Raw genomic sequence first — 17,932 nt, 5'->3', positions numbered from 1 at the left:
TCCGTTTTGACGGATTTCTGCTTAAGCTGTAGAAATTGATTTTCGGGCGTTTCTAGCCGTGCATTGCCTTGCGTTTAACTCGCTTTAACTTTTGCAGGCTAGTTTGTGCGAGTTCTTTTTCTTGGGCGATTTGCTGTTGTTGTTCTGCTTGCGCGATCGCGCAAGCAAGTTGTTCTAATCTAATGTCTGGTTGTGCCACGGCTTGTCGCAGAATCGCTTCTAAATGTCCGACGATTCGAGCAATGGTTGTGGCATCAAATAACTCGGCTTTGTACTCTAATGAGCCTTTTAAACCTGCGGTTGTCTCCGTTAAACCAAATCTTAAGTCGTATCGCGCAATACCGCTGTAAAAATTAACCGAACTAAGCGTTAATTTCGGCAGCTTTACGTCTGGAATTGGGGCATTTTCCAGTGCGAACCATACCTTAAATAAGGGAAATTCACTTTGTTTTCGGTTGGGTTGCAGCACCTCCACCAGCTTTTCAAAGGGCAAATCTTGGTGAGCATAAGCGCCTAAAGTGACTTCGCGCACCCGTGCTAGTAACTCTCGAAAGCTGGGATTTCCAGATAAATCAGTGCGGAGAACTAAAGTATTGACAAAGAATCCAATGAGTGTTTCTAGTTCAACGCGATCGCGATTGGCAATAGGCGAACCGATGAGTATATCTTCCTGTCCCGTGTGAGCGTAGAGCAAGGTTTTGAACGCCGCCAAAAGCGTCATAAATAAGGTTACTTTCTCCCGCTGACTGAAAGCTTGAATTGCATCGCTCAAATCCTTGGGGAAAGCAAAATAATGGATGGCACCTCGATTTGACTGAACAGCGGATCTAGAGCGATCGCTTAGTATTTCTAATGGTAAATTGCCGCCTAATTGTTGTTTCCAATAACTTAAATGCTTTTCCAGCACCTCTCCCTGGAGATATTGCCGCTGCCAAACCGCAAAATCAGCATATTGAATTGGTAATTCAGGTAGCAAAGAAATTTCCCCAGTCGTAAAAGCTTTGTAGAGTTCAGTCACTTCTTGCAGCAGCACCCCAATTGACCACAAATCGAAGATGATATGGTGCAAAACTAGAACTAAAATATGTTCTTCCTCACCGAGTTGCAGCAGTTGCATCCGAAACAGCGGTGCTTGAGTTAAATCGAAGGGTTTTAATGCTGCTTCAGCAATTAATTGTTGAATTTTCTCTTCTCGATCCGCCTCTGAAAATGCTTGCAAGTCGATAACAGGAAATGTCACTGTCATAGTAGGAGCAATTTCTTGAATCGGTTGCCCTTCCATCACGAAACTGGTGCGTAATATTTCGTGTCGCCGCACAATTTCGTTAAAACTTTGCTCTAGCGCCGCAACGTCTAATTGTCCTACCAGGCGAACTGGTGCCGGAATGTTATAGTCAGGCGAACCTGGTTCTAGCTGTTCGAGAAACCACAGTCGTTGTTGAGCAAAAGATAGCGGTAGTGGCTGATTGCGGGAAACCCGCGAAATGGAAATAGAATCTAAACTTTGTTTTGCTTGCTGAGTTGAGGAAATTACTTCAGCTAATTCCGCAACAGTGGGTGACTCAAATAAAGTCCGTAGCGGTAATTCGACTTGGAAAGTTTCTCGCAACCGGGAAGTTACTTGTGTAGCGAGTAGCGAGTGACCGCCTAATTCAAAGAAGTTATCAGAGCAACCTACCTGCTGTAGATTTAGAATTTGGGCATAGATATCGGCAACTGCTTGTTCAATTGGTGTACGTGGCGCAACAAATGTTTTTTCAAGATAAGGGTGTATTTGACTAAGGGTATTTAGCAACCGCCTATCGATTTTACCATTAGGAGTTAGCGGCAATTCTTCCAGCAGGATAAAGTTAGAAGGCACCATATATTCCGGCAGCTTCTCTTGCAAGTAATCACGCAGTTGAGGCACCAATTCACGAGTTAGTTTTCCTTGCAGCGGATTATTCGCATAATTTTTCCAAGGTTTTGCTTTGCCACTTGTTTCCAAAAAGCCTGGAACTTTGTCTGGAGATGCCAAGGTTTTCTGCACAAACACTATATCGTAATGTTCGCCCGAATAATTAAGGTGAATGCAGTAAGATAAGTCTTGACCTAGAGCCAGAATATCTTCAGGTTCAATCCCATATTCCGTATCGCTTTCTCGCAGGAATTTTCGCAAGTTTGCAACAGTTTCTCCTCCATCGGTTTCAGCTAGCAATTCTAAATTTTTCATCTCAGCTACGAGACGCGCATTAGGAATTTCCGTAATTCCTAAAATCTCTGGGTTGGTTTCTTCCAGTAACTGATGAATCTTGTCAAGAGTCAATTTTTTATTCTGCCAATTCAGCCAAGTAAAATCTTGTATACAATCGACTTTAGCACCGACTCGAAGAATCACATCGTAGCGAAACTTTGTCAATTCATTCTGGTATTTACCTCGTTTCGGTTGAATTTGGACGTGACTAATTTTGGAAAATTCCTGCTTCAGGGCTGTGAAAAATGCCGAGTCGATAATTAGTTCCTGTTCTTGTTGTAAGCGTTTTTGAATCCGCTGCCGTAATTCAGTTATGGAAAGGTTAGAAGGAGCTTGGTGCAGTTGTACAGAAGCATGAAAAGCTTCTAATAGTGGCAGGCTACGCACATCCCCCACAAAAATATAACCTCCTGGTTTTACAGCATTGATAGCACCTTCTAAGACGCGCAACAAGTAATCTGTGCTGGGGAAATACTGAATTACGGAGTTAATAATTACCGCGTCAAATGCACCCGCTTCTATTCCCTCAAAGTTATCCGCCATTCGTCTATCTAGCGCTACCTGGGGCAGGTTTTCCGTTGTTAATTGCTGCCGAACATAGTCAAGTGCAGATTGAGAGAAGTCGGTGCCCAAGTAATGGGAGCAATAAGGTGCAATCCCAAACAAAAGTAGACCCAATCCACAACCAATTTCAAGAACGCGGGAGGGTTTTAAGGCGAGAATTTGCTGAACGGTGTAGTCAACCCACATCCGCATTTCTTCGGCTGGAATTGGTAAGCCTGTATAACTACTATTCCAACCACTAATATTCAAAGTGTCTTCCTGAATATTGGAATTTTGGTGATAAGTCTTTTCAAAGACTGTTTCCCATTCCGATACCTGCTCAGAATACCATTGTGTTTTTGGCAATTTACCTGAATCTTGAGGAAGTTGTTTTGTTGTCAAATAAGCAACGAGGCGAGGCGTATTCAAATCTTCCTCTTGAGCCAAGACAACGGTTTGATCAACGACTGGATGCTGCGCTAATGTCGCCTCAATTTCCCCAAGTTCGATGCGGAATCCTCGGATTTTCACTTGATGGTCAATTCTACCTAAAAATTCTAGGTTTCCGTCAGGAAGATAACGAACTAAATCTCCAGTTTTGTAGAGGCGGAACCTCTCCCCCAACCCCTCCCCTGCTAGGGGAGGGGAGCAATTCTCATCGTTCCTTGCAAGGGAAAGATGTTGGGGGGTTAGGTTTTTATTAAATGGGTTAGCAATAAACTTCTGTGCTGTCAGTTCTGGACGATTGAGATAACCTCGCGCCAGTCCTGCACCACCAATATAGAGTTCGCCAGCAACGCCGATGGGGACAGGTTGTAGAGTGTTATCCAATACATAGACTTGTGTATTGGCAATCGGACGACCAATTGGTGGAGTTCCTTGGCTACCGCGTTCGATTAAGGCGTATGTTGAGTAGGTAGTATCTTCGGAAGGGCCGTAGAGATTAAATACTTGCTGGATGTGGTTAAGCTGATAGAGTTGCTGTACCAGATTATTTGGCAGGGGTTCGCCAGCGAGATTAACCGTGCGGACTGAAGCGGGGATGGCGTTATCTCGGAGTAAGGAAGCGATCGCACTTGGCACAGTATTAATTAATGTCACTCGCTCCGCTGCTGGTAAAATCGGCAAATACAAGGCGTTTTCAGCCAAGATAACCGTACCACCGCAGCTTAAGGGAACAAAAATTTCAAAAACTGACAAGTCGAAGCAGATAGAAGTAGAAGCCAAAACCCCAGCTAAATCCGCTGCTGTAAACACTGTTTTTGCCCAATCAATTAGAGCAACAGTATTGTAATGTGCGATCGCCACCCCTTTCGGTTTGCCAGTAGAACCAGAAGTATAAATGATGTAGGCGAGGTTATCTGCGCTTATTTGAGTGACAGGATTTTCTGGGTTTTCCTGAGCAATAATTTCCCAATCTGAGTCTAGAGATACAACCTTAGCATTGTGTTTCGGAAGACTCTCAATGAGTTGCTGTTGCGTCAACAATACCGATGCTTGCGTATCCTCTAACATGAACGCCAATCGTTCTTGGGGATACTTGGGATCTAGCGGCACATAAGCATCACCCGCTTTGAGAATACCCAAAAGTCCAATCACCATTTCCAAAGAGCGTTCCATACAAACGCCAACCAAAACTTCTGGTTTCACGCCGAGTTTTGGCAGGTAATGTGCTAGTTGGTTGGCTCGATTGTTGAGTTCGGCGTAGGTAAGTTGTTGGTTATCAAAAATTACCGCAACCGCATCCGGTGTTTGTTCTACCTGTTGTTCAAATAACTGGTGAATGCATTGCCTAATTGGGGATTGAGTCGGGTAGCTATACTCTTGGGTTAACCTCTCCCCCTCTCCTGCAATGAGAGGGGAGTCATGCTCCCTCTGCCCTCGCAGGGAAGGGGGTTGGGGGGTTAGGTTTGCCACACAATATTGAGTTTGGTTAAACTCCACCAACAACTGATAACGCTCTGCTGCGGTCAAAATTGGCAAGTCAGCAAGACGCTGATTAGGATTAGCCGCAATGCTTTCCAGCAATGTTTGGAAATGCCCTAGCATCCGAGTAATTGTAGCGGCATCAAAACGGCGATCGTCGTACAAAATTCTGAGCGACAACTCCGCTCCCGTTCCTGCCATGATCGTTAGGGGATAATTTGTCTTCTCAAAAACCTGCAAATTGTATATCTTTAGGTTCTGATTTTCTTCCCATTGTTCCGGTTCAACGGGATAGTTTTCTAAGGTGACGATGCTCTCAAAGAAAGATACGTTGGCAGGAATTTCACTCCAGCCCTGAATTTTGACGAGAGGACTGTACTCGTACTGACGCATCTCTGCTTGTTGAGCTTGGAAACTATTTAACCAGGGCAAAAGTTGGGCTTCGGGATTGACATATACCCGCATCGGCAAAGTGTTGACAAACATCCCGACAATGGATTCTACCCCTACTAAATCTGTCGGACGCCCAGAAGAAATTGCCCCAAAGACGACATCCTGTTCGCCGCTATAACGACTCAGAAGGATAGCCCAAGCACCTTGTACTAAGGTGTTAATCGTTAAGCGATGCTGTCGTGCTAAAGATTCCAGAGTAGCGCTGACAGCCTGCGATAGCTTAATTTGCAGCTCGTTCTCGTTCTTTTCTAGAGCCTGGTTGTGCAAAGTCCGATCTAGCCCTAGAGGAGTCGGCGCGGTAAAGCCTTGCAGTGTCTTTTTCCAGAATGCTTCCGCTTTCGACAAGTCTTGCTGTTGGAGCCAGGTAATGTACTCCCGGAAGGGGCGGGGGCGTTCTAGGTGTAAGTCTTGACCTTGGCAGAAGGCTTGATAAAAGGCGTAAACTTCTTTAAATACCAGGGGACCCGACCAGCCATCTAAAAGGATGTGGTGATGGCTCCAAACCACTTGATACGCATCATTTGCCAATTGGATCAAGGCGAGACGCATCAGGGGGGCTTGGGAAAGGTCGAAATCGCGATCGCGATCTGCCTGCAAAAACATTTCTAACCGTTCTGCTTGCAACTCCCGCGAAATTTGCCGCCAATCTTGTTCCTCCCAAATCAGTTCAGCTTGACGGTAAACCACTTGATAAGGCTTTTCCAAATCTTGCCAAAAGAAGGCAGTCCGCAAAATCGAATGTCTGTCGATTACGCTTTGCCAAGCTTGCTTGAACGCCAAGGCATTAAAATCTCCTTGCACCGTCCAGCTATACTGCTCGAAATACATTCCCGATTCTGGGGCATACAGCGTATGGAACAGCAACCCCTGCTGCATCGGTGAAAGTTCGTAGATGTCTTCCAGATTTTCAACTTTCATGGCGGCTGCCTTTTTTGGATTGACTAATTTGGGCTAGCAACTTATCGAAGTCGCTGGTACTAGCTTTGGCGGCGATAAAGTCTGAGGGAGTGTAGCCGCCTGCTTCTGGGGATTGACAGTGGGCAATAAGCGATCGCAATGCCTCTATGTAACCCTCAGCCAGTCTCTGCACCGTTGCAAGGCGATGTACCGCTTCGCTAAAACTCCATTCCAGGCGCAGTTGACCAACTGCAACTAATCCATTAATTTCTAATAGATACGCTCGACTTCCTCTTGGGCTATAAAGATTTCCAGTAGATTCGGAAGCTATTTTAAATAGCGAGGATGGCGGTAAACTTTGGTCGAATTGACCGAGATAGTTGAAAGTCACTTCGGCTTGAGGCAATGCTTTTAGTGCCAAGGCGACTTCTTCGCTGCTGAGGTAGCGCAACACACCATAGCCAAAGCCACGATTGGGAATCCGACGCAGTTGTTCTTTAACTGCTTTTAAAGCCTCTCCGGGTTGGCTATTTTTACCCACCAGCAACACGGGAAAAACTGAAGTAAACCAGCCTACAGTGCGCGATAAATCAAGTGATTCAGAGAACGTCTCTCGTCCATGTCCCTCTAGATCCACCAGAACCGAATCCATCCCCGTCCATTGCGAAAAAGCTTGTCCCAAAGCGGTTAGTAACACATCATTTATTTGGGTGTTATAAATTTTGGGAACTTCTTGTAATAAAGCTTGAGTTTCTTCTTGGCTCAAGCTGACGGATACGGTTTGAGCCGTAGCCATTGTATTGATTCCGTTAGCATCTACGGGTAAGCGAGAAATCGGTTTTTGCAATTCTGTCAGCCAGTAATTTAGTTCTAGCTTTAATGCGGCTGAATGTGCATATTCTTGGAGTTGTTCAGACCACTTTTTAAATGAAGTTGTTTTAGCTGGAAGCTGAATTAATTCACCTCGCCTGATTTGTTCGTAACTTGTCTGCAAATCTTCTAGTAATATTCGCCAAGAAACCCCGTCAACAACTAAGTGATGGATGACAATCAGCAAACGGTTCGGTTGATTCGCTCCAAGGTTAAATAAAGCAACCCGAATTAGCAACCCCTCGGATAAATTTAAGCTGGCTTGGAGTTCATTAGCAGTATTTTCAATCGCTCGTTTTTGTTCGGTTTCTGGCAGCTTAGAAAAATCAAATTTGATAACGTGTGAGCGTAGGTTGGGTTGAGCGACGAAACCCAACTCAGAAGGCTTGTTGGGTTTCGTTACCTCAACCCAACCTACTGTATCTACTTCATCAACGTCAGCGTAAAACTGTTGCCAACCGGATGCATCCTTGACAAAACGTAATCGAAGTGAATCGTGATGCTTCAGTAATGCCTGTACCGCCTTTTCTAACTTAGTGATATCCAGGTGTTGCCTAGTTTCTAACAAAACTGCCTGGTTCCAGTGGTGAGCATTGAGTAGATTTTGTTCAAAGAACCATTGCTGAATTGGTGTCAAAAGTACCGAGCCAGTTACGATACCTTGTTCGGCTTGAATTGTCGTCTGCGTTGTACCTGCTACTGTTGCTAACTCTGCGATTGTTTGATATTGAAAAATTTGTTTTGGACTTAGCTGAAGTCCAGCATCGCGCGCTTTAGATATTACCTGAAGACTCAGGATAGAATCTCCACCTAACTCGAAGAAGTTATCGTGAATGCCAATTTTCTCAACTCCCAAAACCTGCGACCAAACTCTCGCCAGAACTTCTTCCCTTGTGGTTTGAGGTGCGGTGTAAGCTGCTTCGACTTGGGAACGGGTTTGATCTGGAACAGGAAGCGTAGGACGGAGTCCTTGCCCTAGGCATCGCCTATCTAATTTACCATTAGGTGTTAGTGGTAAAGCCTCCAACAACACAAAAGCCGATGGCACCATATAATGCGGTAGTTTTTCCTTTAGAAAACTACGCAATTCTTTGATTAATCCTGAATCCTGTAGGGGTACGCTGCTGTGCGCCTCTTTAAATTCAAAATTGCTAATATTGCTCACTATATAAGCAATTAAGCGTTTATTTTCTGCCTTGTTTTCGCCAGCTAAAACTACCGTTTCACGCACAGCAGGGTGTTGACTTAACACTCCTTCAACCTCTCCCAATTCGATACGGTAGCCCCGAATTTTTACTTGATAGTCAATTCTGCCAAGATACTCAATATTGCCATCAGGTAGGAACCGCGCCAAATCTCCAGTTTTGTATATAAAACTTACGCCTTCTTCTCTTCCTTCTCTGCGCTCTCTGCGCCTCTGCGGTTCGTTACTAAAAGGGTTAGAAATAAACTTCTCTTGTGTCAACTCAGGACGGTTGAGATAACCCCGCGCCAAGCCAGCACCACCAACGTACAATTCGCCAGGAATTCCAATAGGTAACGGCTGTAGATGCGAGTCTAAAATGTAAAGCTGAGTGTTGGCAAAGGGACGCCCAATCGGTACTAACTGCTCACTAGATAAAGTAGCCGTTCCTTCAAAATAAGAACTATCAATCGTGGCTTCTGTCAAGCCAAACGAGTTAATCAGTCGCGTCTGACTTCCACAAAATTGGCGGAATTTTTCATACTCTCGCACATACCAACTATCAGAGCCACAAATTAGCAGCCTCATAAAATCGAGACGTTTTTTGTTGTCTTCCACATATTGAACTAAGCTCCTCAAAACAACTGGAACAAATTCGGCACAATTAACCTTTTCCTGGAGCATCAATTCATAAAGCTTTGGTGGTTCTAGCAATAATTCGCGGGGACACAGAACCAACTTTCCACCAGAACATAAGGCACGAACTAAGTCTCCTGTAAATACATCAAAGGAGAAATTCGCCATCTGAAGGTGACAACTTTGTGCAGCGCGAAGTTGATAAGTTTCTTCCCAAGCCAAATAGATATTAACCAGGCTGCTATGCTGAATCATCACTCCTTTAGCTTTGCCAGTAGAACCGGAGGTATAGATGATATATGCCAGGTTCTCGGCAGTTATTTTGGAGAGGGGATTATGGATGCTATTTTGTGAAATTGCTTCCCAATCTGCATCCAGACACACAACTTTTGCTTCGTGTTGAGGCAGACTATTTAAAAACCGATGTTGAGTTAGCAACACGGGTACTTGGGTATCTGATAACATGAAAGCCAAGCGCTCTGGAGGATAGGCAGGGTCTAGCGGTACATAAGCGCCACCCGCTTTGAGAATGCCCAAAATTCCGATAATCATCTCTAGGGAGCGTTCTACACAGATGCCTACCAAAACTTCTGGTTTTACCCCTAGTTTTTGCAAGTGATGCGCTAGTTGATTCGCCTTAGCATTGAGTTCTGCATAAGTTAGTTGCTGGTTCTCAAATACGACAGCAACAGCATCCGGTGTCTTCTCTACCTGCGCTTCAAATAACTGATGAATGCAGAGATTTGTAGGATAATTCGCTTGGGTGTCATTCCAGTCAACTAATAACTGATGCTGTTCGGTTTCTGTCAGTAATGGCAAATGTGATAGGGAGCGATCGCAATCAGCAACAATTCCTTCCAGCAGGGTTTGGAAATGCCCCACCATGCGAGTAATAGTGGTAGTGTCGAATAGGTCGGTATTGTATTCAAACGAGCCAATCAGTTCTTCTCCCCGTTCGACCATATCTAAGCTCAAATCGAACTGTGCGGTGCCGCTGTCCGCTTCTAAGGGAGTTAGGGTTAGTCCCGACACCAGCTGCATCGCTGGCATGGGAGCGTTGTTAAGCGCAAACCACACCTGAAATAGGGGATTTTGGCTCAAATCCCGCTCTGGTTGCAGTTCTTCTACTAGCTTTTCAAAGGGCAAATCTTGGTGATCATAAGCACCTAAAGCTATTTTCTGAACTCGATTTAGTAACTCTCGGAAAGTGGGATTGCCACTGAGATCTGTTCGCAGCACTAAGGTATTGACAAACAACCCGATTAATCCTTCTACTTCCGCTCGATTGCGATTAGCGATCGCAGTCCCCACAATCAGGTCATCTTGGTTTGTGTAACGGTGTGCTAGCGTCTGGAATGCCGCCAGCATTGTCATAAACAAAGTGACACCCGTTTGCTGACTTAGCGATTTGAGCGCTGCTGTTAAAGTCTTGGAGAGGGTGAAGAATTGTTTTCTACCTGTGTAAGACTGAATAGCAGGTCGAGGGCGATCGCTTGGCAGTTGCAGCACTGGCAGAGAACCACTCAACTGTTGTTTCCAGTAATTGAGCTGAGTTTCTAAAACTTTCCCCTGAAGCCAGTCGCGCTGCCAAACGGCAAAGTCTGCATATTGAATCGGAAGTTCCGGTAGCGGGGAGGAGTTGCTATTAGAAAAGGCTTCATAAAGTGCTGCCATTTCTCGCAGAAACACTCCCAAAGACCAACCATCCGAGATGATATGGTGCATGGTGAGTAGCAACACATGATCTGCTTCATTCAGTCGTAGCAGCGTCACTCGCCACAGAGGAACTTGCGTTAAATCAAAAGGTTGTTGAATCTCTGCATTTGCTCTTGCGGAAATCTCAGCTTCTCGCTCAGTTGTTGGTAGCGCTGTTAAATTTACAATCGGCAAGTTTAGAGTCAAGCTGGCTCGGATAACTTGCACTGGTTGACCATCTTCAACTGCAAATGTCGTCCGCAAAGCTTCATGACGTTGCACCATTTCATTGAGACTTTGTTCCAATGCGGCAACATTAAGTCTCCCTGTGAGGCGGACAGCGGCAGGAATGTTATAAAAAGGACTGCCTGGTTCAAATTGATCCAGAAACCACAATCTCGCTTGTGCAAAAGAAGTTGGAAGAACGAAAATATCGTCTTCTGAAGAATTCACAGCATTGTCAATATCTGTGGAATAGTCCCAGGAAGAATGCAGTGTCATCGTTTACTCTCCCTTTTTTAATTGATTGTGGAAACCGCGACGAGCCGTTCTGGAAATTGGCTTAATCGCTGCTTCCTGAGCATCAGCGTTACTCTCTTTAGTTTGAGCAATGCTTTCGGCAATTCCAGCAATAGTTGGCAACTCAAATAGATTTCGCAAAGGAATTTCTACTTGAAATGTACGGCGCACTTTAGAAATTAGTTGAGTCGCTACTAAAGAGTTACCGCCAAGCTCAAAGAAGTTGTCGTGAATGCCTACCTGCTTAAGGTCGAGAACTTCAGTCCAAAGTTGCGCTAGCTTTTCTTCAACCGGGTTACGGGGAGCTATATAAGCAACTGCCGATGACGGTATATTTTCTGGTGCAGGTAATGCTCGACGATCGATTTTGCCATTCGCCGTTAAAGGTAACGCCTCTAAAAACATGAAGGCGGATGGCACCATATAACTCGGCAGTTTCTGTTTCAAGAAGCCGCGTAGATCGTGAATGCTGGATGCTTGTTCTTTGGGAACAACGTAAGCGACTAAACGCTTGTCACCGGGGTTATCCTCCCGCAGCAAAACCACCGTCTCTCGGATGGCTGAATATTGCATCAGCGCTGCTTCAATTTCTCCCAGTTCGATGCGAAAACCCCGCAGTTTTACTTGATTGTCAATTCTGCCGAGAAACTCAATGTTTCCATCAGGTAGATAACGCGCTAAATCTCCAGTTTTGTATAGGCGGAACCTCTCCCCCAACCCCTCCCCTGATAGGGGAGGGGAGCAATTCTCCCCCTTCCCTTGTAGGGAAGGGGGCTGGGGGGTTAGGTTTTTAAATGGATTCGGAATCAACTTCTCCCCTGGTAGGGGAGGGGAGCAATTCTCCCCATTCCCTTGTAGGGAAGGGGGCTGGGGGGTTAGGTTTTTAAATGGATTCGGAATAAACTTCTCTGCTGTCAATTCAGGACGATTGAGATAGCCTCGCGCTAAGCCAACACCGCCGATGTGGAGTTCACCAGGCACACCAACTGGAACGGGTTGCAGGTGTCGATCGAGGATATAAAGTTGAGTATTAGCGATCGCGCGACCAATCGGAACGCTTGTTAATTTACTTTCTGGATTACAAGCCCAATAAGTGACATCAATTGCCGCTTCTGTCGGGCCATAAAGATTGTGTAATTCCGCGTCCATCCGGGCAAAAAAGCGTTGTTGCAGTTCGTAAGATAAAGCCTCACCACTACAGATCGCTCGTTTGAGACATTGACATTTTTCTAATCCTGGTTCTTCTAGAAAAACCTGAAGCATTGGCGGCACAAAATGAATGGTGGTGATTTGCTCTTGGGCAATCAGATCCACTAAATAAGCACTATCTTGATGTCCTCCGAGTCGAGCCACAACTAGACAAGATCCGGTTAACAAAGGCAAGAAGAATTCCCAAACGGAAACATCAAAGCTGAAGGGCGTTTTCTGTAAAACTCGGTCTGTTTCTGTTAGTTGATAAGTATCCTGCATCCACAGTAAACGATTGCAGATACCGCGATGGGTATTCATTGCCCCTTTAGGAATTCCTGTGGAACCAGAGGTATAAATAACGTAAGCTAAATTTTCCGCAGTCACACCGCTAGGAGGATTTTCTAAGCTCTCTTGGGCAAGGCTTTCCCAATCTGAATCGAGGCATAAAACTTGAGCATTATGTTTGGGAATATTTTCGACTAAATGCTGTTGAGTTAACAGCACAGTTACTTGAGCATCTGACAGCATGAAAGCTAGGCGGTCTTGGGGATAAGACGGATCGAGAGGAACATAAGCTCCACCTGCTTTGAGAATGCCAAGTAATCCCACCACCATTTCTAGGCAGCGTTCCATACAAATGCCAACCAAAACTTCTGGTTTTACGCCTAGCTTTTGCAAGCGATGCGCTACTTGGTTAGCTTGTTGATTTAATTGCCGATAAGTTAATTCTTTGCCTTCAAAAACGACTGCGATATTGTCAGGGGTTTTCTCTACCTGAGCGGTAAATAATTGATGGAGACACGCATCTTTTGGGTAATTAAGCTGAGTATTATTCCACTCTACAAGTAACTGATGTTGTTCCTTCGCAGAAATTAGAGTTGATAACTCATAACGTGCCGAAGGTTGGTTTGCCATGACTTCAAGAGTCTTAGCGTAATATCCCCGAATCGCCTCTGTTTCTTCTTGAGAAAATGATGCTTGATATTCCAGCTTGATTTGGACGCGATCGCTAACCGGATTCAAGACAAAATTAGCAATTAAAGCAAAGTTTGTCTCTTCAAAAAACGCCGCGTCTAATATCTCAATATTTTTTAATCCTAGAACACTTTCATAAACATGAAAATGTGTAAAGTTAAAAGCCGTTTCAAAAAGCAATTGCCTGTCTAACACTTTCTGCAATGGCAGGGGATAGCGACGAAAAGGTAGTAATTCCCGTTCAGAGGCAAAGGTTTGTTTTACCAAGTCTATCCAGGTTCCTCCTGGCAATTCTTGGCAAAATGGTAGCGTGTTTAGGAAAAGTCCTAGAACCTTTTCACCATCTTTTTTTTCGAGTCTGCCATTGGATACTAAGCCAGTTAAAACTGCTGATTGACCGCTTAACAAACTTAATACTCGCAGATGTGCTGCTAGGAGAACACTTTTTAGGGGAACGCCTGCGGATTCAGCGAGTTCTTTTAAACCTGCGGAAGTCTCAGAGGAGAGGAAAAGTTCTTGCGTGCATGACTTCTTTTGATGGGTTTCTTGAGCCGGAGGAAACCAGCGAGGCAGTTTAGAAATGGTGCTGTTTTTTAACTTTTCGCTCCAAAAGCTGCGACATTCCTCGGATGCGATCGCTTGACGTTCTAAAGATACAAAATCTCGGAAATTACTAACAGGTGATGGCGAAACTGCCAGAGTTTGTTTGCCTTCCAGCAAGGCAGAATACTGTTGAAACAACTCGGAGAATAAAGAAGCTACACTCCAGCCGTCGAGAATAGCATGGTGGAAGCTGAGAGTGAGTTGAAATGTTGCCTCACTGCGGCGATGTACCTGAAATTTCAGCAGAGGAGGACGAGTCCAATCAAAGTTTCGGCTTTTTTCGATTTCAAACCAGTTAGTGAGTGCGTCTGCTTGTTCAGAATGACGCCAATCCTCTACTTGCAGAGGAACTTCAACTGTTTGATGAATGAGTTGTAGCGGTTCTTTGAAGGTAGTTAAGTCGAAGCAGGTGCGTAACACTGCATGACGACTGATTAGATATTTGATGGTTGTTCGCAAAGCTTCCAGGTCAAAAGTTGCTTGCACCTGGAAGCTTACAATGTCGTGATAAACTGCTGTTTCTGGGCTGTATTCGCTATGGAATAGCATCCCTGCTTGCAACTTGGTGAGGGGATAGGCGTCCTCGATTCCATTAGGTAATTTTTGACTATCTGCTTCGGAAATGAGGCTAAAAGGTGCAACGGAAGCAGTCTTTTCAATTTCACTCGCTTCTAGATATGGTGCTAATTCGGAAATCGTCTGATATTGGAATAGTTGTTGTAGAGAGAAGTTTAAGCCTCGGTTTTGCACAAGCGATCGCACTTGTATACTCCGAATCGAATCACCGCCCAAAGCAAAGAAGTTGTCGTGGATGCCAACTTGCTCCAGTTTGAGAACTTCGCGCCAAATTTCTGCCAAAACCTGCTCTGCGGGCGTTCTAGGTGCCACAAAAGCATCATCTAAGTTTGGTCTGGCTATCCCCGGAGATGGCAATTTTTGACGATCTATCTTTCCGTTGGGAGTTAGCGGTAAAAACTCTAAAGTGACAAAGGCAGATGGGATCGAATACTCTGGCAGTTGCTGTTGTAAGTAAGAGCGCAATTCGCTAACTGTGGGGACTGCTGCTGACTTAGGAACAACATAAGCCACCAATTTAGGTCCCGGTTCATCTTCCCGAATTAGCACCACCACGTCTCGAATTTGGGGGTGCTGTGCTAATACCGATTCAATTTCTTCTAGTTCAATCCGAAAGCCTCTTAGCTTGACTTGGCGATCGCATCTTCCCAGATATTCAATCGTGCCATCAGCTTGGTAACGCGCCAAATCCCCCGTTTTATATAGGCGAGACCTCTCCCCCAACCCCTCCCCTACCACGAGAGGAGAGCAATTTTCTCCCTCCACTACCACGAGAGAGAAGCAATTCTCCCCCTTCCCTTGTAGGGAAGGGGGTTGGGGGGTTAGGTTCTTAAACGGATTAGGAATAAACTTCTGTGCTGTCAATTCTGGACGATTTAGATAACCCCGCGCCACTCCTGCACCGCCGATATGTAGCTCACCAATCACGCCAATCGGGACAGGTTGCAGATTCCGATCCAAAATATAAAGTTGAGTATTCGCAATCGGACGACCAATCGGGATCGATCCAGATTCATGCTTGCCTAGAGGAACTTGATAAATGCAGCATCCCACAACAGTTTCTGTAGGACCATATTCATTTACCAATACAGTCTCAGGAGCAAATTTTTGCCAAAATGCAATGCTTTGAGCTAAAAGATTTTCGCCGCCAATAATAAAGGCTTTGGTTCGACCCGCCACTTCTTCAGGTGTTAACTGATGGCGCAGCAAATCCAACTGAGCCGGGGTAATTTTAACTAAACTAAAGTCACCACCCTGCCGCAGTGCGATACCCAAAGCCTCGATACCCTGTTCAGGCAGCAAGATTACCCGATTTCCCACTAATAAAGGTGAAAATAACCCGGTAATCGTCATATCGAAGCTAAGGGAAGAGTGAACCGGAGCGCCTTTCCCGGTTTCGACTGCGTAAGCTTGCGAACACCAACTTAAGTAGTTCACCAGTCCTCGATGGGGAATCAAGGTTCCTTTTGGCTTACCCGTGGAACCGGAAGTATAGATGACGTAGGCGAGGTTATCGGCGTTAACTTCACTCGATGGACTTTCTACATTTTCTTGGGAAATGCAATCCCAGTCTGCATCTAAACAAATAACTTTAGCGGTGTGGTGAGGTAGCTTTTCTATTAAATGCTGTTGAGTTAACAACACGGGCATCTGAGCGTCTGACAGCATGAAAGATAGGCGCTCTTGGGGATAGGATGGGTCTAACGGCACGTAAGCTCCTCCTGCCTTGAGAATGCCGATGAGTCCGACCATCATCTCCAAAGAGCGTTCTACACAAATGCCAACGAGAGATTCGGTTGATATCCCCTTTTTTTGCAGGTAATGCGCCAGTTGGTTCGCACGTTCATTTAACTGTTTGTAGGTGAGATATTGATCTTCAAATGTGAGAGCGATCGCGAAGCGTGCGCTTAGCGCAATCGCATCCGGCGTCTTCTCCACCTGCTGTTCAAATAACTGATGAAAGCAGCTATCGGCGGGGTAATCAGTCTGAGTCTGATTCCACTCCACCAACAACTGATATCTTTCAGCAGCTGTCAATAAGGGCAAATCTGACAAACGGCGATCGGGATTCGCCACAATGCCTTCCAGCAGCGTTTGAAAATGCCCCAGCATCCGAGTAATCGTAGCGGCATCGAACAAGTCAGTGTTGTACTCCAACGATCCTGTCAGTCCTTGCTCGGTATCCGTTATCTCTAGCGTCAAATCAAACTTGGCGGTGCCAGTTTCTACCTCCACAAGACTCAAACTCAGACCTGGGAGCTGCAAGGCTGTTTTGGGGGCAGTGTGGAGGGCAAACATCACCTGGAATAGGGGTGTATAACTGCGATCGCGACTTGGCTGTAGTTCCTCTACCAGCTTTTCAAAGGGCAGATCCTGGTGAGCATAAGCTTGTAGCGCCACTTCGCGCACCCTCGCCAGCAATTCTTGAAAACTCATGTTTTCAGACAGCAGCGTGCGTAAAACCAGCGTGTTGACAAAGAAACCAATCAGAGGCTCAGTTTCCCTCTGGCTACGATTGGTCATGGGAGTGCCAATCGAGATGTCTTGCTGCCCCGTATAGCGGTAAAGCAGCGTCTTAAAAGCCGCTAATAGCGTCATAAACAGCGTACTTTCTGACTGCTGACTCAACGCCCTCAGCGATAAGGCAAGCGGTTGAGAAATGGTGAAAAATTGCCTAGCGCCCCTAAAAGTATTAACAGTTGGTCGCGGTCTATTTGTAGGCAGTTCCAAAATTGGGGAAGCACCCGTTAATTGCTGCTTCCAGTAGTTAAGCTGAGTTTCTAGAATTTCTCCCACAAGCCACTGTCGTTGCCATGCAGCAAAGTCGGCATACTGAATCGGAAGCTCAGGTAATGGTGAGGGCTTGCCTTGACAAATCGCTTCATACAATGCAGCCAATTCTTGAATAATCACACCACGAGACCAACCATCAGAAACGATGTGGTGCATCGCGAACAACATCAGGTGTTCTGTCTCACTCAGCTGCAACAGCTTCACTCGCAGTAGTGGTTCCTGTGATAGGTCAAAAGGACGTTGAGCTTCCTCCTTTTTCGCATCTTCCAACAACTGCTGTTGTTTGCTTTCAGGCAAGTTACGTAAATCGATTACGGGCAGATTCAACGTCAAACCTGAAAATTTTTCCTGTACAGGTTGTCCCCCCACCGCAATAAAACGGGTTTGTAGAACTTCGTGTCGTTGCCGAATTTGATTCAGGCTTTGTTCCAGTGCTTTTACATTTAAAAGTCCTGTCAATTCTATGGCGATGGGGATGTTGTAAATAGGGCTATCTGGCTCTAGTTGATGAATAATCCACAGCCGTTGCTGATGAAAAGATAAAGGCAACGAGTTGGAATCTTTTCGTTGAGGAATTGATTGAGTTTTAACAGAAGTAAAACCCTTTTGTTTGAGTCGCAGTTCCAGTAGCGCCCGTTGTTCCGGAGATAAAGCAGCAATTCTTTGAGAAATATTATTCATAATTAATTACTCCATAAAAGCTTAGTGCTAGAGAAAGACGTGAGAGTATATAGCACAATACGGTTTATTGTAGGTTGGGTTGAGGAACGAAACCCAACACGCATAAGCATTTGTTGGGTTTCGTTCCTCAACCCAACCTACAACTACAACTATTCTTA

3 protein-coding genes are annotated in these 17,932 nt (G+C 45.3%); all 3 read right to left on the bottom strand.

Features of this window, described 5'->3' with window-relative positions; all coding sequences use genetic code 11:
- Positions 1-52 precede the first annotated feature (52 nt).
- The 3 genes from ACFW2W_RS02055 to ACFW2W_RS02045 are packed head-to-tail and all read right to left on the bottom strand — an operon-like array spanning position 53 to position 17,774.
- A complete protein-coding gene (locus tag ACFW2W_RS02055) occupies positions 53-6,073 on the bottom strand; it encodes an amino acid adenylation domain-containing protein (protein ID WP_378172658.1) in 6,021 nt (2,006 codons plus the stop codon).
- Positions 6,063-10,937 carry an amino acid adenylation domain-containing protein gene (locus ACFW2W_RS02050; RefSeq protein ID WP_378172655.1) on the bottom strand — a complete coding sequence of 1,625 codons (4,875 nt, stop codon included), beginning with the start codon at positions 10,935-10,937 and terminating at the stop codon, positions 6,063-6,065. Before ACFW2W_RS02050 ends, ACFW2W_RS02055 begins: the two co-directional genes overlap by 11 nt.
- 3 nt (positions 10,938-10,940) lie before the next feature.
- The gene (locus ACFW2W_RS02045) at positions 10,941-17,774 is read right to left on the bottom strand and encodes an amino acid adenylation domain-containing protein (RefSeq protein ID WP_378172653.1); all 6,834 of its coding nucleotides are present in this window, start codon (positions 17,772-17,774) and stop codon (positions 10,941-10,943) included.
- Positions 17,775-17,932 lie beyond the last annotated feature (158 nt).

Source organism: Coleofasciculus sp. H7-2, from assembly GCF_042747725.1.
Lineage (GTDB): Bacteria > Cyanobacteriota > Cyanobacteriia > Cyanobacteriales > FACHB-T130 > FACHB-T130.
This window is presented reverse-complemented; position numbering and strand designations above follow the sequence as displayed.

What these genes read in the sequence shown, in the direction of transcription:
- ACFW2W_RS02050 (WP_378172655.1), bottom strand. Translation starts at nt 10,937, where the DNA reads ATGACACTGCATTCTTCCTGGGACTATTCCACAGATATTGACAATGCT.
- ACFW2W_RS02055 (WP_378172658.1), bottom strand. Translation starts at nt 6,073, where the DNA reads ATGAAAGTTGAAAATCTGGAAGACATCTACGAACTTTCACCGATGCAG.
- ACFW2W_RS02045 (WP_378172653.1), bottom strand. Translation starts at nt 17,774, where the DNA reads ATGAATAATATTTCTCAAAGAATTGCTGCTTTATCTCCGGAACAACGG.